The organism is Pseudomonas sp. CFBP 13711 (genome assembly GCF_014842265.1).
GTDB lineage: Bacteria > Pseudomonadota > Gammaproteobacteria > Pseudomonadales > Pseudomonadaceae > Aquipseudomonas.
This window is the reverse complement of the sequence record NZ_JACYVI010000011.1, coordinates 173,017-191,302: the sequence shown is the minus strand read 5'-3', so window position 1 is coordinate 191,302 and position 18,286 is coordinate 173,017. Positions and strand designations below refer to the sequence as shown.

Here is an 18,286-nt window from a genome sequence, read left to right as displayed (position 1 = left end):
AGATGAACATGACCACTGGCAATGTACAGGCCGTTACGCCTGCTGCTTCGACGAGTGCCGCGAGCGCCCGTCCCACCACGGTGCGGTGGAGGATATTCCTGCTTCTGCTGCTCCTGTCGGCCATCAACTACATCGACCGGGCGTCGCTGTCCGTTGCGCTGCCGTTGATCTCCGCTGATTTCAACATGACGCCGGCGCTGGAAGGCTTGATGCTCAGCGCGTTTTTCTGGTCGTATGCGCTGATGCAGATCCCTGGCGGCATGCTGCTCGACCGTTTTCAGACCCGCAACATTGTCGGCATTGCCACCATTGGCTGGGGCCTCTTTCAGGCCTTGGCGGGCGGCGCGCACAACTGGATCACGCTGCTCATCACGCGCATCGGTCTGGGCGTCGCAGAGTCACCGATCATGCCGGCCGGGGCCAAGCTCAACGGTGCCTGGCTCACGCCCAATGAACGCGGACGCGGTGCGACCCTCGTCGATGGCGGCGCACCGCTGGGCACTGCATTGGGCGCCATCCTCATCGCGGGATTGATCACCTGGTTTGGCTCCTGGCGGATCGCATTCGTCATCGCGGGTGTCGGCACCATGGTCGTAGGCGTCTGGGCGTGGTGGTACATCAGAAACCACCCCAGTGAACACCCCAAGGTCAATGCCGCAGAACTGGCGTACATCACCGACGCCAATGAGGCGGCCAGGAAAGCAACGGGCGGGCGCAAGGCGATCCTCAAGGAATTGCTCAAGAGCCGTTCCGTGCTGGCCATGTTCGCGGGCTTCGCTTGCTACAACAGCGTGTTTTACGGCCTGCTGACCTGGATGCCGAGCTACTTGCACCAGGCCCATAACCTGGACATCAAGGCCATGGGCGGCGCGACCTTTCTGATCTTCATGTGCGGGTTCATCGGCGAACTGTTTGGCGGCTGGGTGGCAGACAAATGGAAAGCGGCCGGCGGTCAACCCAACACGGTCATGCGCAGCATGTTCGCAGGCTCCGCAGCCATTGCCGCCCTATGCATTCTCGCCGTGGCTTATACCAGCGACGCCATCGCTGTCATCTCGCTGCTGTGCGTCGCGCTGTTTTTCATTCGCTGGTGCGGCATGTACTGGTGCCTGCCCGCGATCCTCGGCGGCCAGTCCAAAGCGGGCGTGTTGGGCGGCAGCATGAACTTCTGCGGGAATATGGTCGGCGTGATTGTGCCCATCCTGATTGGCCTGATCGTGCAGTACACCGGTTCGTACTTCCTGGCGCTGATCTTCTTCGTCGTCATGGCGTCCGGGCTGATGCTGTTCTCCAGCCTGATCGATTACCGCGAGCGTGGATTGGCCTGACCTGCCCTGCTCTCCCCATTCCCATTGCGCTCAATGAATAACCGAGGCAATCGTCATGCAGCTCATAACTACAACAGGCAGCGACACCGCTGCCAATGCCGTGATCAGACTCAACGTGCTGGACGATGTGTTGATCGCGCGGCAACCGCTGGTCAAAGGTCTGGTGCTTCAAGCCGAAGGTATCGAGGTGCTGGAGCCTGTGCCTTCCGGTCACAAAGTCGCGGCGCGCCATATCGACGTGGGCCAACCCGTGCGCCGCTACGGCCAGATTATCGGCTTCGCGAGCCAGCCCATCGAAGCGGGACAACACGTCCACGTCCACAACGTCGCCATGGGGGATTTCTCTCGGGACTATGCGTTCGGTGTCGACGCCAAGGGCAGCCCTGCCCCGACCGCAGAGACGTTCATGGGTATCGTGCGCGCCGATGGCCGTGTGGCCACTCGCAATTACATCGGTATTCTGACGTCGGTCAATTGCTCGGCCACTGTGGCGCGGGCGATTGCCGACTACTTTCGCCGCGACATTCATCCTGAGGCGCTGGTTGAATACCCCAACGTCGACGGCGTCGTCGCGCTCACCCACGGCGTGGGCTGCGCCGTCGACCCGGGTGGCGAGGCACTGGCTATGTTGCGCAGGACGTTGGGGGGCTATGCCGTTCACCCAAATTTTGCCTCGGTGCTGATGATCGGCCTGGGTTGCGAGACCAACCAGATTCCCGATCTGCTGGCGGCCCAAGGCCTGACCAGCAGCCATTCGCTGCGCACGTTCACCATTCAAGGCACCGGCGGCACGTCGAAGACCATTGCCAGTGGCATCGCCCAAGTGAAGTCATTGCTGGCAGAAGCCAACAACGTCAAACGCGAACCCGTCAGCGCCAAACACCTGATCATCGGCCTGCAATGTGGTGGATCGGACGGCTACTCGGGCATCACGGCCAACCCGGCCTTGGGCAATGCGGTCGATCGCCTGGTGGCGGCTGGCGGCACCGCGATTCTGTCGGAGACGCCGGAGGTCTACGGCGCCGAACACCTGCTGACCCGTCGCGCCGTCAGCCAGACGGTCGGTGAAAAGCTCATCGCCCGTATCCACTGGTGGGAGGCCTATTGCAAGCGAATGGACGCCGAGCTGAACAACAACCCTTCTGCGGGCAACAAAGCCGGAGGCTTGACCACCATTCTGGAGAAGTCGCTGGGTGCCGTCGCCAAGGCGGGCTCCACCGATCTGGTGGATGTCTACGAATACGCTGAAACCGTCAGGGCGCACGGCCTGGTGTTCATGGACACCCCCGGCTACGACCCGATCTCCGCCACCGGCCAGGTCGCCGGCGGCGCCAACCTGATTGCCTTCACCACGGGGCGCGGTTCGGCGTATGGCTGTGCGCCCTCGCCGTCCATCAAGCTCGCCACCAACAACCGTCTATGGGAAACCCAGGAAGAAGACATGGACGTCAACTGCGGCGGAATCGCCGACGGCTCCATGACCATCGAAGAACGCGGCGAGTACATCTTCCGCATGATGCTGCGCATCGCGTCGGGTGACAAAAGCAAAAGCGAACAGCATGGCTATGGCCAGAACGAGTTCGTGCCGTGGCAGATCGGCGCCATCACCTAAGACTTTGCATCCCCCTTTTGCATCCCCTTCGACACGCCGGCTCCCGTCGTCCGGCACGACGCGGAGCCGCTTCATTCAGCGGGTCTCCCGTCTCGCAGATTCATTACTCATCCAAACAGGAAACCTGACATGACTCAGATTCTCGGTCTGAACTACATCGGTGGACAGCGACTCGGCGCCGGCAGTGTGCAGCTGCAAAGTTTCGATGCGACCAAAAACGAGGCCCTCCCCGGCCATTTCACCCAGGCGACCCAAGACGAAGTCGACGCAGCAGCCAGGGCGGCCAGCGCTGCCTACCCGATTTACCGCCATCTGCCAGCTTTCTGCCGCGCTGAATTCCTGGACAGCATCGCCGACGAGCTGGATGCCTTGGGCGACGACTTCGTCAGCACCGTCTGCCGTGAGACGGCGTTGCCTGCCGGGCGTATCCAGGGCGAGCGTGCTCGCACCAGTGGGCAAATGCGCCTGTTCGCCAACGTGCTGCGTCGCGGTGACTTTTACGGCGCGCGCATCGATCGGCCTTTGCCGGATCGTAAACCCCTGCCCCGCCCCGATTTGCGTCAGTTCCGGATCGCTGTGGGCCCGGTCGCCGTGTTCGGGGCGAGCAACTTCCCGCTGGCGTTTTCCACTGCCGGGGGTGATACCGCTTCCGCCCTGGCGGCGGGCTGCCCGGTGGTGTTCAAGGCGCACAGCGGCCACATGGCCACCGCCGAATGGGTCGCAGACGCGATCATGCGTGCAGCCGAGCGCAGCGGTATGCCCGCGGGTGTGTTCAACATGATCTATGGCGGGGGCGTCGGCGAGTGGTTGGTCAAGCATCCATCGATTCAAGCCGTGGGGTTCACCGGCTCCCTCAAAGGCGGCAACGCCTTGTGCAAGATGGCGGCGGAGCGTCCCCAGCCGATTCCGGTGTTTGCCGAGATGTCGAGCATCAACCCGGTAATCATCCTGCCCGAGGCCCTAAAGGTGCGTGGCGACACCATCGCCAAGGAACTCGCGGGTTCCGTGACCCTGGGTTGCGGGCAGTTCTGCACCAATCCCGGGCTGATCATCGGCGTGCAGTCGGCCGATTTCACGGCGTTCCTGGCCCGCTTCGCTGCGCAGATGAACGATCAACCGGCGCAGACCATGCTCAACGTCGGCGCCCTCGCCAGCTACAGCAAGGGCCTGCAACACCTGCTCGCTCACCCAGGCGTGGAGCATCTGGCGGGAAGTCCGCAACAGGGTAATCAGGCGCAACCGCAGTTGTTCAAAGCCGACGTCAGCCTGCTGCTCACCGGTGACGAACTGCTCCAGGAAGAAGTATTCGGGCCAGCCACGATCGTCATCGAAGTGGCCGACCAGGCGCAACTGGCCGCCGCGCTCAATGGCCTGCGCGGCCAGTTGACCGCCACCGTCCTCGGTGAAGCGGGAGAGCTGCTGGAATACCGCTGGCTGACCGAGTTTCTGCAGGAGAAGGTCGGCCGGATTCTGTTGAATGGCTATCCGACGGGTGTGGAAGTCACCGAGACGATGGTGCATGGCGGGCCGTACCCGGCGACGTCAGACGCCCGCGGAACATCGGTGGGGACATTGGCCATTGACCGCTTCCTGCGCCCGGTGTGTTTCCAGAACTACCCGGACGCTCTGCTGCCACCCGCACTTCAAGACGCCAACCCGTTGGGGATTCAGCGGTTGGTGGATGGGCAGCATACGAATGGGGCGCTTTGACGGCACTTGCCAGGGGATGCACCGAGGGTGCATCCCCCCTGCCTGCAACACAGGTCGAGCGACATGACTCGTCGGACGTACACGAATCGTAGATCCATGAGTTCCGAAGCCGCTCTTGATGGCAACACCCCGGTCCCTATGCTGTTGAAGGTGTCCCCGTGAGTGTTCCCCATCCGAGAGTCCGTCATGAGCAGCCCTAAAACCCTTTATCAAAAGCACATCGATGCGCACACGGTGTGCTCGCTGGACGACCAGGGTCATGTCCTGTTGTACATTGATCGTCAGGTCATCAACGAATACACCAGTCCGCAGGCGTTCAGCGGCTTGCGTGAAGCCGGGCGAACGGTATGGCGCGCGGGTACGGCGTTGGCGGTGGTCGATCATGTCAATCCGACCGCGCCTGAACGCACCGCAGTGATGCCCGATGCGGGCGGTGCGCGGCAGGTGTCCTATCTCGGCGAGAACTGCGAGGACTTCGGCATCGAACTGTTCGACATCCTGGACAAGCGCCAGGGGATCGAGCACGTCGTCGCCCCCGAACAGGGGTTCATTCTCCCCGGGATGGTCATTGCCGCAGGCGACAGCCACACCACGACATACGGCGCACTCGGTGCCTTCGGCTTTGGCATCGGCACGTCTGAAATCGAACATCTGCTGGCCACGCAAACGCTCGTCTACAAACGCCTGAAAACCATGCGGGTCAGCGTCGTGGGGGTCTTGTCGTCTGGACTGACCGCCAAGGACGTGATCATGGCCCTGATTGGTCAGATCGGCGCGTCAGGCGCCACGGGTTTTGCCATCGAGTTTGCCGGATCGACCATTGATGCCCTGAGCGTAGAGGCGCGCATGACCCTGTGCAACATGGCCGTTGAAGCCGGCGCCCGTGGTGCGTTCATGGCACCGGACCAGAAGGTGTTTGATTACCTTGAGGGCAAGCCCCGCGCACCCAAAGGCGAGCATTGGCGGCGTGCGCTGGACGTGTGGCGCAACCTGCGCAGCGACCCGGGTGCCGTGTTTGACCAAGAGATTACCCTCGACGTCAGCACCCTCCTGCCGATGGTGACATGGGGCACGAGTCCCGATCAGGTCGTGGCCATTGACGCGCGGGTTCCAGACCCGCTGCTGGTCAGTGATCTCATCCTGCGCGCCGACATGCAGCGCGCCCTGACTTACATGGGGCTCAAGGCCGGTGACCCTCTGAATGAAATCGTCATCAGTCACGCGTTCATCGGGTCCTGCACCAACGCCCGTATCGAAGACTTGCGCGATGCAGCCAGCGTCATCCGCGGCAGGCAAGTGGCCCCGCACGTGCGGGCGATGGTCGTGCCAGGCTCCACCGCCGTTCGCGACCAGGCCGAAGCTGAGGGCCTGGCAGCCATTTTCCGGGAAGCCGGATTCGAATGGCGTCAATCGGGTTGTTCCATGTGCCTGGCCATGAACGACGATGTGCTTGCCCCGGGCGACCGCTGCGCGTCGAGTACCAATCGCAATTTCGAAGGCCGCCAGGGTGCCGGAGCACGCACCCACTTGATGAGCCCGGCCATGGTGGCGGCCGCTGCAATCAGCGGCCATCTGACCGATGTTCGGCAAGCTGGAGAACGCCCATGAGCATGAATCCCTTCACCCGCGTCACGGGCACCGCAGCGCCGATGTTGGCGGCCAATATGGACACCGACGTGATCATGCCCAAGCAATTCCTCAAGGGGATTGACCGCAACGGCCTGGACCAGGGGCTGTTTCATGACGTGCGTTTTTTGCCGTCAGGGCAGCCAGACCCCGCATTCGTGCTCAATAAACCCGCCTGGCAGCGTGCACGCTTCATGGTGGTCGGCCCGAACTTCGGCTGCGGTTCCAGCCGGGAGCATGCCGTCTGGGGCCTCAAACAGCGGGGTATTCGCGCGTTGATTGGCACAAGCTTCGCCGGCATCTTCTACGACAATTGCCAGCGTAACGGTGTGCTGTTGATCACCCTGGAGGCGGCCACCGTGCAACGCATCGGCGAGCTCGTCGGCCAGCCGGAGACGGCCGAGATCACCGTCGACCTGAACGAACAAACGATCCAGCTGCACGGCCATGAGATGGTTCGCTTCCAGATCGATGCCCTGCGCAAAACCGCGCTGCTGCTTGAGCTGGATGCCATTGGCAGCACCCTGCAGCGCAGCGAACAGATACAGGCTTTTGAACGCGAGCATCTGGCCGCAAACCCATGGCTGTCGTGACGGCAGGGCTTCTCGCTAAACGCTCGGTCGGGCGCACAACCCTGTGCGCCCTTCTTCACTCAGATCGACAGCTGCGCGAAGTGCGCCTCGAGAAACTCCACGCAGGCCCGCAGCTTTCCCGAGTGGGCAAGCCGCGTGGGGTAGACCGCCCATACGTTGGCGCTTTGTCCGTAATCGTGGAGCACCTGAACCAGCCTGCCCTGCTCCAGCAAGGGTTTGACATCCCACAGCGAACGCAGCAACACCCCTCGGCCATGCAACGCCCACTGCAACACGATCTCGCCGCTGTTGGATGACAAGGGGCCGCCCACCCGGACGCTCTCCTGCTTGCCGTCGCGCTCCAGCACCCAGACCCCGAAGGCGTTATCGCGCTCCTTCAGGACCAGGCACTCATGACGTTCCAGGTCACTCAACTGCGCAGGTGCTCCGTGGCGTTCGAGGTAGCTGGGGGCCGCGCACAGGACGCGTCGGTTGCTTACCAACTGACGCCCGATGTGCTGGCCGGGAATGTCGTCACCCACGCGAATTTCCAGATCGAAGCCTTCGTTGACGATATCCACCACCCGGTCGAACAGGTCCAGGCGGATTTCCAGCTCAGGGTAACGGTCGGCCAGCAACGCCAGCGCGGGTGCGACGTGATTGCGGCCAAATCCGAAGGTGCTGCAGATATGCAGTCGGCCACGGGGGTTGTCATGGGCGTCGACCAGATCGTCTGAAAGATGCTGAAAGTCTTCCAGAATGCGCGCCGCCCAGTCTTTTACACGCTCGCCATCGTCGGTCAGCGTGATACGGCGACTGGTGCGGTGCAGCAAACGGGTCGCCAGGGTCTTTTCAAGGATCTGGATACGCTTGCTGACATAAGCCGCCGACACGCCAAGTTCATCGGCGGCAGCCGCAAAGCTGGCCTTGCGGATCACGGTGAGAAACACCCGCAGGTCTTCGGGAAGGGGCATTGAGCCTTTCTGGTTGATCATCAAAAGTGGCATAGGTGGCGGTGTGAAGCGCGAGAATACCATCGCATCAATGAGCGCTTGTTGCGCCACTGATGCGGCTTGGCTAGACCGCTTCAGCGAAAAATCCCAACACCTCTTCAAGCAGCAACTCGGGCACTTCCTCGGCGATGTAATGACCTGAAGGCAACGCCTTGCCGCGTACATCGGTCGCCACTTGCCGCCATTCCTTGAGCGGATCGAAGCAGCCCCCCACGGTGCCTTCGGCGCCCCACAACACCAACAATGGCAGCGTCAGATGATGGCCCGCAGCGAAATCCGCGCGATCGTGTTCGAGGTCGATCCCCGCCGAGGCGCGGTAATCTTCACAAATCCCCCGCGCGCTGCCGGGAATGTGCAGGCAGCGCAGGTACTCGGCGAACGCCTCAGTCGTGAAGGGCTGCAGACCAGCGCTGCGGCTGCCCATGACACTGCGCAGGTAAAGTTCGGGATTGGCCTCGATCAGGCTCTCCGGCAACGGCGCCGGGCGGATGAGGAAGAACCAGTGCCAGTAGGCGCGGGCGAAGGCTTCGTCCGTCTGTGTGTACATCGCCAGGGTGGGCGCGATGTCCAGCAGCACCATTTGCCTGACCGCGGTTTGATGGTCGAGGGCCAGGCGATGGGCCACCCTCGCCCCTCGGTCGTGGGCAAGAATGCTGAACTGCTCAAAACCGAGAGACTTCATCAACTCAACGGCATCGAGCGCCATTTCACGCTTTGAGTAACGAGCATGCTCAGCATCGGCAGCCGGCCTGTCGCTATCGCCGTAGCCACGCAAGTCAGCGGCGACCACGGTAAATTCGCTGGCCAACTGCTCGGCGACTTTGTGCCAGATGACATGGGTCTGAGGGTGGCCGTGCAACAGCAATAACGCGGGGCCGGTGCCGCCGATGCGGTAGCTGATGGTGAGGCCGTTGACCTGGCGTTGTTGTTTCTCGAAACCAGCGAACATGATTCGACTCTTAAAGGTGCTGGCTCGATCCTGATATCAACAGAACCGGGCGGCAATAGGCCAAGCGTAGAGGCACTGTTCATGAAGTGTGTAGCACTAGGTTGCACGCCCGTCAGCCGTACAGGCCTCCACCAGCCACGGAATTTTTCGCCGGCAGTATTCAAGGTAGGTGCGAACCACGGCTGAAGGATGACGATGGGCAGGATAGAGAAGATTCAAAGGCACTGACGGTAATGGACATTCCTGTAACAGCGGCACCAGTAAGCCCCGTTCTATAGCGTCCTTGACGATGAACGGTGGGAGTTCGGTTATCACCTCCCCAGCCAACACACTGTGCAGCAGATGCATGCTGTCGTTTGTCGACAGCACGGTGTTCGGTGTTACTGATGTGCCCGCGAATCGCCAGGTCGCGTTCGTATTGGTGCCAAGGCTCCACGTAGCACAGGGGAACCGGCTCAGATCTTGGGGCGTATTCGGCCGACCATGGGCGGCGAGGAATTCAGGGCTGGCGACCAGCACATGTCGATAGTCGAGCAAATGCCTGGCGATCAACGCTTCATGCTCCACCTCACCGACGCGAAGGGCCACGTCGATGCCGTCTTCCACCGGGTGAACACGACGCTCCGTCGACAGCAGATGAACGCGGATATCGGGATGATCGTTCTGAAAGTCAGTGACAAGCTGCCACCAGGGCGAGAACGATGGCGGCACTGAAAGCCGCAATTTGCCTTGAACATGGGCTTGATCGCTCATCACGGCGTCTTGCCCTTCTTGCAGCAGCTCCAGGCCACGGCTGGCATGTTCGAAAAGGCGCATCCCGGCTTCGGTCAGCTTTACGCCTCTGGCTGATCGCTCCAGCAACTGCACGTTCAGCGCCCGCTCCAGCGCACGGATCCGCCGGCTCGCCGTGGGCAGTGGCACGCCGAGACGTTCGGCGCCAGCCGTCATGCTGCCCGCCTGGACGATCGTAACCAGCATCTGCACCACATTGAGATCCACTGTTATGCCCTCTCTTTTTTGAAAGGCATGCTCTCACTACTGGGCCTTCTCTATCAATGATCGACCTCTTAAGGTGGCGCCATCCGCTTCCCATTATCGGGCTCGCGTCCCGCAGCGCCACGCTTTGGAGTACAACCACCATGAAGCTCTACGTTTACGATCACTGCCCTTTCTGCGTGAAAGCACGCACGATTTTCGGGCTGAAGGACACCGCATTCGAGCTCGTCATTCTGCTGAACGACGACGAGGCCACACCAACCCGGATGATCGGCAAAAAGATGGCCCCGATTCTGGAGCACGACGGGCGCTACATCGCCGAGAGCATGGACATCGTTGCCTATGTCGATGGCCTGTCTGGCGCTCGAGTCTTGTCCGGCGCCAGCAACCCCGCCCTGGGCGAGTGGAACAGCGAAGTGACCGGCCCGCTCTACTCCCTGGCGATTCCACGCTGGGCGAACGCTGACTTCGAAGAGTTCTCCACGCCGGCGGCGCGCGCCTACTTCACGCGCAACAAAGAGGCCATGCTCGGCAGTTTCAAGGACCATATGGCGGCCAGCGCCGACTACATCGCCACGCTGAACCGCCATCTGCTGGCGCTGGCGCCAATGATCCAGTCGCCGGACGCGGTGAATGGCGAGCTGTCGGAAGATGATGTCCATCTGTTCGCGACCTTGCGCAGTATGTCCATCGTGGGCGGTATCGAGTATCCGCCCGCTGTCGAGGCTTACCGGCTGCGCATGGCCGAACTTACCGGCGTCGATCTGCACGAAAGCATCGCCAGTTAGTATCGGTCCTTCCTGCCGTCGCGAGGTCTCAAAGAACGGATGACCGCAGGGCTTACCTCCGCCAACCGACCGTGCTACCTGGCCCTGTTACTACTGCCAGTCTTCGCAGAGTCGGACCAGCTCATCGACTACATACCTGACCTTTGGCCGCAAGTGGGACACCTTCGGCCATACGGCATGGACGTCGACCGGCTCGGGTTCATAGCGTCCGAGCACCTCAACCAACCTGCCAGCGTCGATATCCTCCCTGAGCAGGCAGCGCGGCATCTGGCACAAACCCACGCCCGCCACAGCCGCGAGAATCATCGCCTCGCCGTCGCCTATCTCGTGGGTGGACGGCGGCGAAAAGCGAACGGTCTCTTCGCCTTGCCGGACCCGCCACGACAGCGGCTGGCCTCGACGATGCCCCACGATGCAGTGGTGCCGATCCAGCGATTCCAGCGTATCGGGTGTGCCGAAGCGCTCCAGATACCCTGGCGAGGCACAGATCACCCAGCGTTGTCGCGCAAGCCGGCGAGCCACCAGGCCGCTGGTGTCTGCGAGCTCACCAAAGCGAACCAGCAAGTCGATGCCCTCCTCGATCGGGTCCACCAGGTGGTCCGAAAAAGTCATGATCAGTTGCAGCGCGGGGTACTTGTTGGCGATGTCGAACAACAGCGGTGCGACCACTCGGCGCCCGAACGCCACCGGGATGTCTATTCGCAGACGCCCCGCAGGCTCCCGTGTCCCCGGCCCAAGGCCGCTCTCGGCAGCCCCGATTTCTTCCAGTGCGTTGGAGCAGGCGATGAAGTAGGCATCGCCATCGGCGGTGAGCGAGATGCGTCGAGTGGTTCGGTGAAAAAGTTGAACGCCCAATCGCTCTTCTAGGCGGGCGATGGATTTGCCGACCGCCGATTTGGACACACCCAGCCGCGTGGCCGCCTCGGTGAAGCTGGTGGAGCGGGCGGCCATGACGAAGGTAATGACGCCCTGGAAGGAATCGATGGGAACCATAAGCCCTGCAATTGTAGAGATGAAGTCTACTCAATTTATAGTTTCAGGCCGTTTATCGCCAGCGCGCTCTACCCTAGGATGGACTCGTCTTGTGGCCTGAGTTGGGCCCTGCTTCACCACCCAAAGGGAAATGTCATGCCCGTCGTACGCGTTAGCTGGTTCGAAGGAAAAGAGCACGGTCAGAAAGCCACCGTTGCGGCAGAGATCACTGAAAGCATCGTGAAAAACACCGGTACCCCGGCTGAATACATCTACGTCATTTTCGAGGACGTGGCGCCCTGCGACTGGGCGGGTGCCGGCAAGTTGTTCGGTGAAGGGCCCGCTAAAGCCTGATGTGTGTCAGCGCACTCAATGCATCGGCTCCGCCAGCGATGCATCCTCCCAAGCGTTTTTGCGCCCTCGATGGAACACATCCCATGCATCCTTATATTTCCTGCCAGTTCACCCTGGCGATCAAACCCGGCGATTTTCCGGCGTTCAAAGCGTTGATTGCACGCATCGTCGAGGCAACCCAACAAGAGCCGGACACACTGGTTTACGAGTACAGCGTCAACGAAGATCAGAGCGTTGCCCACATCCTTGAGCGCTACAAGGTCGAGTCCGTCGTCAGCCATGTGGACACAACTTTCGCCCCGTTCGGCGCGCACTTTCTGGAGTTGTGCACCATCACCCGCCTCATCGTGTACGGCACGCCTGACGCCGAAATCCGTAAACGCCTGGATCCGTTTGGCGCTGTGTACATGACGCCGTTTGACGGCTTCAGCCGTTAAGAGCATTGGCCAGCGCCACCACCCATACCGTTAATCATGTCAAAAACCACGCGAGAACCGATTTGCTTCTGAAGGAGTGCCCCATGAGCAAGCCCGACGTATCCATTGATTCCATCAGCTCCAACGTCCAGATCAACTATCCCGATTTTTCAAAACTGCCTGAACCGGTCAGGGAGAAGTTTGAAAGCCTCCCGACAAAAGTTAACTTCTTCCGGATGCTGGGTTACAGCGCCGGGGCGTTTATACCGGTCATTGACCTGACCAACGCCATCTTCAGGGATTTGACGATCTCCGATTACCACAAGGAATTACTGGTGTTGCTGGTGGCCGCCCATGAAGACGTCGCTTATGAATGGGAGCAGCACGTGTCCATCGCGCAGGTGGCAGGCGTTCGTGCGGATCAGTTCGTCGCCATCGCTGAAGGCTGCCTCGACGATCCCGCCGCGTTCAAGGAGGAAGAGCGCGTTCTGCTTCGATTCGGGAAAACCATTCTCGACAAGGGCAAGGCGCCTGGCGTGCTGTTCAAGCACGCCCAGCAGCACTTCTCGCTTCAGGAATTGAGCGACGCCATCATCGTGATGGGTTATTACCGGATGTTGTCAGGCTACCTCCAGACGTTCGACATCGAGATCGATGCGCAGAAGGATGGCAGCTGGATCAAAGGCTGATTGCAAGCTACAGGCTCCGGACCGCCGGCCGCTGCAGCTGGACCTGCTCATGCAGGTCCGCTTCGCTATCGGGAAGCCGATACCGGGGAACCGTTGATCTTTATCCCGGCTGGTCTGCGACCTCCCAGACGGGATGCGCAAACCGCTCCACCAGAAAGCTGATCAGTGCCCTCACTTTGGCAGGCAGATGTTTACGGGTGGGGTACACCACGTAGATACCCAGTTCGATCGATCGGTATTCGGGGAGTATCTCCACCAGATCACCTCGACGCAGGTCCTGCGCCACCATGAAGCTGGGTTGCAGAGAAATGCCGCCGCCGGCCAGGGTGATGGCGCGGCAGGTGTCGCCGTTATTGCACCGAACCACCGAGTGGGTGCTCACGCTCTCGCTGCCCTGTGGCCCCTCGAAATCCCATTCATTGCCGCTGGCAAAGTTGCTGTAGGCAACCACCCCGTGCTGCTCGATATCCTGGAGTGTGCGGATGGGCGGATGGCTGGCCAGATACGCAGGCGATGCACACAGACACATACGTGTGCTGGCCAGGCGTCGACCCACCAGTGAGGAGTTCTCCATGCGCGCGATGCGAATGGCGGCGTCGATCCCCTCGTCAACCAGGTCCACCAGCCGATCACTCAAGCTGATCTCCAGCTCGACCTTGGGGTGGGCACGCATGAAGTCTGCCCAGACCGGTGCCAGATGCAGCACGCCAAAACTGACCGGCGCGTTGACCCGAAGAACGCCACTGGCTTCAGGCGACGAAGACGATACCGCTTCCTCCGCCTCATCCATCATGGCCAGGACCTCGCGGGCCTGGTGATAGAACTGGCGCCCCTCGTCGGTTAGCGCAAGCCGACGGGTCGTGCGATGCAGCAAGCGTGCGCCCAGCCGTTCCTCCAGCCCGCTCACGTAACGGGATATGGCCGCCTTGGACATATTCAGCGGCTCGGCAGCGCCCACAAAGCTGCCCTTATCGACAACGGTGCAGAAAACCTGCATTTCCAGCGCTCTGTCCATGATTGTCTCGTTTAGTGGAACTATTCATCACATTTAGCCCGGTTTATCCCATGCGGGCAATCCATAAGACTGAGCCCATCGAAACGCAACTCAACGCTCAGAAGAGGTCGTCATGAAAATTACGGTTATTGGTACTGGCAACATGGGTTCGGCATTTGCGAAACAGCTCTCGGCTGCAGGCCACATCGTTCGCCTCACCGGTCGCGACACCGGCAAGGCTCAGACCCTTGCCGAGCAGTTCACAAATGTCAGCGCATACCCAGCGTCCGAAGCGTTGGGTGACAGCGAGGTGGTAGTCCTCGCCACCCCGTATGACGATGCGGTCCCAGCGCTGCAGAGCCTGGGCGATCTGACCGGCAAAGTGGTCATCGACATCACCAACCCGCTCAGCGCCGACTACATGTCGTTGACCATTGGCCATGTCACCAGTGCTTCGGAAGAAATTGCCAAGTCCGTGCCACAGGCCCGTGTCGTGAAAGCGTTCAACACCCTGTTCGCTCAAGTGCTGGCCGACGGCCCCACGTTCGCCAACGACCAGACCGGCAGCGTGTTTGTCGCCAGTGACAGCGAGCGCGCCAAGCAGACTGCAGTCACCCTGGCGCGCAGCCTGGGCTGGAAAACAGTGGACGCGGGTGGACTGGTCAACGCGCGTTACCTGGAGCCGCTGGCCGGTTTCAACATCTACCTCGGCTATGGCGCAGGTCTGGGCACTTCGGTGGCTCCGGCCTGGCTGAGCAAGTAACCACTCGATCCTCTAACAGGAGCCGTCATGAACACTTCATTCCCCCTGCTTTTCGTGTCTCATGGCGCTCCGTCGTTCGCCATGGAGCCCGGTCTGGCCGGCGAAACACTGGCCGCGCTCGTGCGCCAACTGCCGCACCCTGATGCCATCGTGATTCTGTCGCCACACTGGATGAGCCGCGATCACGTCAGCGTTACCGCAAGCGCGCTGCCAGAGACGATTCATGATTTTGGCGGCTTCCCCGACGCGCTGTATCAGCTGTCCTACCCGGCACCGGGTGCGCCGACATTGGCGAGTCACATCGTCGAGCTGTTGCAGGCGGCGGGTTGGGATTCGCGGCTGGACCCCAACCGTGGTCTGGATCATGGCGCGTGGGTACCCCTTCGCTACCTGGCACCAGGCGCCGATATTCCGGTGGTGCAGGTGTCGATGCCGGCATCGCTCGATACCCGCAGCGCCTGGAAACTGGGCGAAGCGCTCAAGCCGCTGCGCGACATGAACGTACTGATTGTTGCGTCAGGCAGCTTGACCCATAACTTGTACGAGTTCCGCGGCGCAACGGCCCACGGTGCCGATTACGTCAAACAGTTTGCATCGTGGACCGGCCGAACCCTGCAAGCGCAAAACACCGACCAGTTGCTTGATTTCAAGCAATACGCGCCTTTTGCCGAGCGCGCGCATCCGACCGATGAGCACTTCCTGCCGCTGTTCATCGCGCTGGGTGCCGCAGGCGAACATTATCAGACACAGGTTCTGGAAGGCGGCATTACCCACGGGGTATTGGCCATGGACAGCTACCTGTTCACCTCACCCGGTCAGGAACCGTCGACATCCGTTCAACCCCTTAAAGGCGTGGCATAACTTCATGCAAACCCTCCATTTTTCAGACCCGGCCCGCGAGCCTGAGTCGGGTATTTTTTTCCGCAAGGCGTGCACCAGCTCAACCCCGAAAGGCCGTTTGTTGCTGCTCCATGGGGTGGGCTCGAACGAAGCCAATCTGGCGAGTCTCGCGACTTCGCTCCCTGACGACATCGAAATCCTGTTGTTACGCGGCCCGCTGCAGCTAGGTCCCGAGGGATTTGCCTGGTACCAGGTCAATTTCACCAGCAACGGCCCCTCGTTCAACCAGCAGCAGGCCGAAGCGAGCCGACGGCTGTTGATCCAGTTCATCGAGGCGCTGCCACCGCTGCCCACCGTGATTGCCGGCTACAGTCAGGGCGGAATCATGAGTTCCAGCGTTGGCGTCACGCAGCCGGAGCTCGTCGCAGGTTTTGCGCTGTTGAGCGGCCGGATGCTGCGGGAAATCGAGCCGTTGATCGCCGGGCCAGAGCGGTTGAAGAACGTCTCTGCCTTTATCGCGCACGGTCATCGGGACAATGTCCTGCCCGTGGATTGGGCACACGAGGCCGATGCGTGGCTGAGCCGAATTGGCGTCGAGCATCAGACTCATTTTTACGAAATGTCCCACGAGATCGTGCCGCAAGAGCTGGCGGACTTCTCGCAATGGCTGAACCAAACGCTGTCACCTTCCCGCAAAAGCCACTCACCCGAGTAACCCTCACTCAGGAATCCGGCCCTTGAAGCCCGTCTGCTTTCGGCATGGCGGGTTCAGGGAGCATCACCACATGGAGAACGTCATATGAAATCCCGTGCAGCCGTTGCATTCGAAGCGGGCAAGCCGCTTCAAATTGTTGAAATCGACGTCGCGCCGCCGCGCAAGGGCGAAGTGCTGATCAAAATCACCGACACCGGCGTATGCCATACCGATGCGTTTACGCTGTCCGGCGATGACCCTGAAGGGTTGTTCCCGGTGGTCCTGGGCCATGAAGGCGCAGGCGTCGTCGTCGAAGTGGGTGAAGGCGTGACCAGCCTCAAGCCAGGCGACCACGTCATCCCGCTTTACACGGCCGAATGTGGCGAATGCCTGTTCTGCACATCCGGCAAAACCAACCTGTGTACCGCCGTGCGCGCGACCCAGGGCAAAGGCGTCATGCCGGACGGTACGTCTCGCTTCTCCTACAACGGCCAGCCGCTGTATCACTACATGGGTTGCTCGACGTTCAGCGAGTACACCGTGGTCGCCGAGGTGTCAGTCGCCAAGATCAATCCGGACGCCAACCATGAGCACGTCTGTCTGCTGGGCTGTGGCGTGACCACGGGTATTGGCGCCGTGCATAACACCGCCAAGGTTCAGCCGGGCGACACTGTTGCCATCTTCGGCCTGGGCGGCATCGGCCTGGCCGCCATTCAGGGTGCGCGTCAGGCAAAAGCCGGTCGCATCATCGCCATTGACACCAATCCGTCGAAATTCGAGCTGGCCCGTTCGTTCGGCGCAACCGATTGCGTGAATCCCAAGGATCACGAGCAGCCTATCCAGCAGGTGATCATCGAGATGACGGGATGGGGCGTCGATCACTCCTTCGAGTGCATTGGTAATGTTCACGTGATGCGCGCGGCACTCGAATGCGCCCACCGCGGCTGGGGTCAATCGATCGTCATCGGCGTTGCCGGTGCTGGCCAGGAAATTTCAACCCGCCCTTTCCAGCTGGTCACTGGCCGTACGTGGAAAGGCTCGGCATTCGGTGGCGTTAAAGGCCGTAGCCAACTGCCGAAGATGGTTGAGGATTCCATGAAAGGCGAGATCGAACTCGCCCCTTTTGTGACCCACACCATGCCGTTGGAACGCATCAACGAAGCGTTTGACCTGATGCACGAAGGCAAGTCGATTCGGACCGTCATCAAGTACTGACAGGTTGCCCGGGGCGCGCACCCCCGGGGAGCTTTTCGTATTCCCCCCGCAACGTTGGAGATAAAAAGTGAGCCCAATAAAACTGCACCCTTCGCTGGATAACGGCATCACGCCTGAAACGCCAGGCTTCACCGGTGGCACCCTGCAGTGCCTGTGCGCGACCCATAAGGTCGAAGTCAAAATCGACGCTCAGACCCTGCACAACCACGCCTGCGGCTGCAGCAAATGCTGGAAGCCTGAAGGCGCCACATTCGCGGTCATTGCCGTCGTTCCCCGCGGCAATGTCAGCGTCACTGCCAACGCTGAAAAACTGGCAATCGTCGATGAGACCGCGACCATCCAGCGTCACGCCTGCAAAGACTGCGGCGCGCACCTGTACGGGCGCATCGAAAACACCGGCCATGCCTTCCACGGTCTGGACTTCGTGCACACCGAACTGTCGCCTCAGACCGGCTGGGCTGCTCCGGGCTTTGCGGCTTTCGTCTCGTCGGTCATTGAAGCCGGCACGCCGCCGGCCGAAATGGATGGCATCCGTGCGCGCTTCAACGAACTCGGCCTGCCGACTTACGACTGCCTGTCTCCAGCCCTGATGGACGCCCTGGCGACCCATACCGCCAGGCAGAGCGGCGTGCTCCAGGTCACCCGCTAACGGTCAAAACCTCCAATCCAGAGCCTTCGGCTGCCTTAATCGCTCGTCACTCCCGACCCATCCCTTTGAGCGATGGGCAGCCACGGTCGTACTAGCCTCTTCTTCG

19 protein-coding genes are annotated in these 18,286 nt (G+C 61.1%); 14 read left to right on the top strand and 5 right to left on the bottom strand.

From position 1 onward, the window contains the following. The first annotated feature begins 8 nt into the window (after positions 1–8). From IFT47_RS20385 to leuD, 5 genes are all read left to right on the top strand, one after another. Positions 9–1,328 carry an MFS transporter gene (locus tag IFT47_RS20385; RefSeq protein ID WP_192174702.1) on the top strand — a complete coding sequence of 440 codons (1,320 nt, stop codon included), beginning with the start codon at positions 9–11 and terminating at the stop codon, positions 1,326–1,328. 55 nt (positions 1,329–1,383) lie between these two features. Then, the gene (locus IFT47_RS20380) at positions 1,384–2,940 is read left to right on the top strand and encodes a UxaA family hydrolase (protein WP_192174701.1); all 1,557 of its coding nucleotides are present in this window, start codon (positions 1,384–1,386) and stop codon (positions 2,938–2,940) included. A 129-nt stretch (positions 2,941–3,069) separates the two neighbouring features. Then, on the top strand, positions 3,070–4,650 hold the full coding sequence (locus tag IFT47_RS20375; protein WP_192174700.1) for an aldehyde dehydrogenase (NADP(+)): 1,581 nt from the start codon (positions 3,070–3,072) through the stop codon (positions 4,648–4,650). Positions 4,651–4,836: 186 nt separating this feature from the next. Continuing rightward, positions 4,837–6,258, top strand: a complete 1,422-nt coding sequence (leuC, locus tag IFT47_RS20370) for a 3-isopropylmalate dehydratase large subunit (RefSeq protein WP_192174699.1) — start codon at positions 4,837–4,839, stop codon at positions 6,256–6,258. After that, positions 6,255–6,869, top strand: coding sequence for a 3-isopropylmalate dehydratase small subunit (gene leuD, locus IFT47_RS20365; RefSeq protein WP_192174698.1), 615 nt, complete (start codon positions 6,255–6,257; stop codon positions 6,867–6,869). The genes leuC and leuD overlap by 4 nt, the downstream gene beginning before the upstream one ends. Before the next feature lie 59 nt (positions 6,870–6,928). Here leuD and IFT47_RS20360 read toward each other — a convergent pair whose 3' ends face one another. The 3 genes from IFT47_RS20360 to IFT47_RS20350 all read right to left on the bottom strand — a co-directional run bounded on the left by IFT47_RS20360 (position 6,929) and on the right by IFT47_RS20350 (position 9,809). Next, on the bottom strand, positions 6,929–7,822 hold the full coding sequence (locus IFT47_RS20360) for a LysR substrate-binding domain-containing protein (RefSeq protein ID WP_274598140.1): 894 nt from the start codon (positions 7,820–7,822) through the stop codon (positions 6,929–6,931). A 103-nt stretch (positions 7,823–7,925) separates the two neighbouring features. Next, positions 7,926–8,810 carry an alpha/beta fold hydrolase gene (locus IFT47_RS20355; RefSeq protein WP_192174696.1) on the bottom strand — a complete coding sequence of 295 codons (885 nt, stop codon included), beginning with the start codon at positions 8,808–8,810 and terminating at the stop codon, positions 7,926–7,928. A 96-nt stretch (positions 8,811–8,906) separates the two neighbouring features. Beyond that, complete coding sequence (locus tag IFT47_RS20350; RefSeq protein ID WP_192174695.1) at positions 8,907–9,809, bottom strand: LysR substrate-binding domain-containing protein; 903 nt, start codon at positions 9,807–9,809, stop codon at positions 8,907–8,909. Positions 9,810–9,949: 140 nt separating this feature from the next. Here IFT47_RS20350 and grxB point away from each other — a divergent pair, with 140 nt between their 5' ends. After that, the gene (gene grxB, locus IFT47_RS20345) at positions 9,950–10,594 is read left to right on the top strand and encodes a glutaredoxin 2 (RefSeq protein WP_192174694.1); all 645 of its coding nucleotides are present in this window, start codon (positions 9,950–9,952) and stop codon (positions 10,592–10,594) included. Between the two features lie 90 nt (positions 10,595–10,684). Here grxB and IFT47_RS20340 read toward each other — a convergent pair whose 3' ends face one another. Continuing rightward, entirely contained in the window at positions 10,685–11,587 is a 903-nt protein-coding gene (locus IFT47_RS20340) for a LysR family transcriptional regulator (protein WP_192174693.1), read from the bottom strand. Between the two features lie 135 nt (positions 11,588–11,722). Between IFT47_RS20340 and IFT47_RS20335 the strand changes: the two genes are divergently transcribed. The 3 genes from IFT47_RS20335 to IFT47_RS20325 all read left to right on the top strand — a co-directional run bounded on the left by IFT47_RS20335 (position 11,723) and on the right by IFT47_RS20325 (position 13,025). After that, the gene (locus IFT47_RS20335) at positions 11,723–11,920 is read left to right on the top strand and encodes a tautomerase family protein (RefSeq protein WP_192174692.1); all 198 of its coding nucleotides are present in this window, start codon (positions 11,723–11,725) and stop codon (positions 11,918–11,920) included. An 83-nt stretch (positions 11,921–12,003) separates the two neighbouring features. Beyond that, a complete protein-coding gene (locus tag IFT47_RS20330) occupies positions 12,004–12,357 on the top strand; it encodes a putative quinol monooxygenase (protein ID WP_192174691.1) in 354 nt (117 codons plus the stop codon). An 83-nt stretch (positions 12,358–12,440) separates the two neighbouring features. After that, entirely contained in the window at positions 12,441–13,025 is a 585-nt protein-coding gene (locus tag IFT47_RS20325; RefSeq protein WP_192174690.1) for a carboxymuconolactone decarboxylase family protein, read from the top strand. A gap of 100 nt (positions 13,026–13,125) precedes the next feature. On the opposite strand, the gene IFT47_RS20320 is transcribed toward IFT47_RS20325, so the two are convergent. Further along, the gene (locus IFT47_RS20320; RefSeq protein ID WP_192174689.1) at positions 13,126–14,040 is read right to left on the bottom strand and encodes a LysR family transcriptional regulator; all 915 of its coding nucleotides are present in this window, start codon (positions 14,038–14,040) and stop codon (positions 13,126–13,128) included. 112 nt (positions 14,041–14,152) lie between these two features. Here IFT47_RS20320 and IFT47_RS20315 point away from each other — a divergent pair, with 112 nt between their 5' ends. From IFT47_RS20315 to gfa, 5 genes are all read left to right on the top strand, one after another. Further along, entirely contained in the window at positions 14,153–14,782 is a 630-nt protein-coding gene (locus IFT47_RS20315) for an NADPH-dependent F420 reductase (RefSeq protein WP_192174688.1), read from the top strand. Between the two features lie 27 nt (positions 14,783–14,809). Beyond that, entirely contained in the window at positions 14,810–15,643 is an 834-nt protein-coding gene (locus IFT47_RS20310) for a DODA-type extradiol aromatic ring-opening family dioxygenase (protein WP_192174687.1), read from the top strand. Positions 15,644–15,647: 4 nt separating this feature from the next. Then, positions 15,648–16,337 (top strand): alpha/beta hydrolase, encoded by a 690-nt coding sequence (locus IFT47_RS20305; RefSeq protein ID WP_192174686.1) that lies wholly within the window; start codon positions 15,648–15,650, stop codon positions 16,335–16,337. A gap of 84 nt (positions 16,338–16,421) precedes the next feature. Continuing rightward, a complete protein-coding gene (locus IFT47_RS20300; RefSeq protein ID WP_192174685.1) occupies positions 16,422–17,531 on the top strand; it encodes an S-(hydroxymethyl)glutathione dehydrogenase/class III alcohol dehydrogenase in 1,110 nt (369 codons plus the stop codon). 67 nt (positions 17,532–17,598) lie between these two features. Further along, positions 17,599–18,180 (top strand): S-(hydroxymethyl)glutathione synthase, encoded by a 582-nt coding sequence (gfa, locus tag IFT47_RS20295; RefSeq protein ID WP_192174684.1) that lies wholly within the window; start codon positions 17,599–17,601, stop codon positions 18,178–18,180. The last annotated feature ends 106 nt before the right edge of the window (positions 18,181–18,286 follow it).

Coding starts and splice junctions, on each gene's coding strand:
- grxB (WP_192174694.1), top strand. CDS start 9,950: ATGAAGCTCTACGTTTACGATCACTGCCCTTTCTGCGTGAAAGCACGC.
- IFT47_RS20300 (WP_192174685.1), top strand. CDS start 16,422: ATGAAATCCCGTGCAGCCGTTGCATTCGAAGCGGGCAAGCCGCTTCAA.
- IFT47_RS20310 (WP_192174687.1), top strand. CDS start 14,810: ATGAACACTTCATTCCCCCTGCTTTTCGTGTCTCATGGCGCTCCGTCG.
- IFT47_RS20325 (WP_192174690.1), top strand. CDS start 12,441: ATGAGCAAGCCCGACGTATCCATTGATTCCATCAGCTCCAACGTCCAG.
- IFT47_RS20330 (WP_192174691.1), top strand. CDS start 12,004: ATGCATCCTTATATTTCCTGCCAGTTCACCCTGGCGATCAAACCCGGC.
- IFT47_RS20305 (WP_192174686.1), top strand. CDS start 15,648: ATGCAAACCCTCCATTTTTCAGACCCGGCCCGCGAGCCTGAGTCGGGT.
- leuD (WP_192174698.1), top strand. CDS start 6,255: ATGAGCATGAATCCCTTCACCCGCGTCACGGGCACCGCAGCGCCGATG.
- IFT47_RS20375 (WP_192174700.1), top strand. CDS start 3,070: ATGACTCAGATTCTCGGTCTGAACTACATCGGTGGACAGCGACTCGGC.
- IFT47_RS20315 (WP_192174688.1), top strand. CDS start 14,153: ATGAAAATTACGGTTATTGGTACTGGCAACATGGGTTCGGCATTTGCG.
- IFT47_RS20380 (WP_192174701.1), top strand. CDS start 1,384: ATGCAGCTCATAACTACAACAGGCAGCGACACCGCTGCCAATGCCGTG.
- IFT47_RS20355 (WP_192174696.1), bottom strand. CDS start 8,810: ATGTTCGCTGGTTTCGAGAAACAACAACGCCAGGTCAACGGCCTCACC.
- IFT47_RS20385 (WP_192174702.1), top strand. CDS start 9: ATGACCACTGGCAATGTACAGGCCGTTACGCCTGCTGCTTCGACGAGT.
- IFT47_RS20335 (WP_192174692.1), top strand. CDS start 11,723: ATGCCCGTCGTACGCGTTAGCTGGTTCGAAGGAAAAGAGCACGGTCAG.
- IFT47_RS20320 (WP_192174689.1), bottom strand. CDS start 14,040: ATGGACAGAGCGCTGGAAATGCAGGTTTTCTGCACCGTTGTCGATAAG.
- leuC (WP_192174699.1), top strand. CDS start 4,837: ATGAGCAGCCCTAAAACCCTTTATCAAAAGCACATCGATGCGCACACG.
- IFT47_RS20360 (WP_274598140.1), bottom strand. CDS start 7,822: ATGCCCCTTCCCGAAGACCTGCGGGTGTTTCTCACCGTGATCCGCAAG.
- IFT47_RS20340 (WP_192174693.1), bottom strand. CDS start 11,587: ATGGTTCCCATCGATTCCTTCCAGGGCGTCATTACCTTCGTCATGGCC.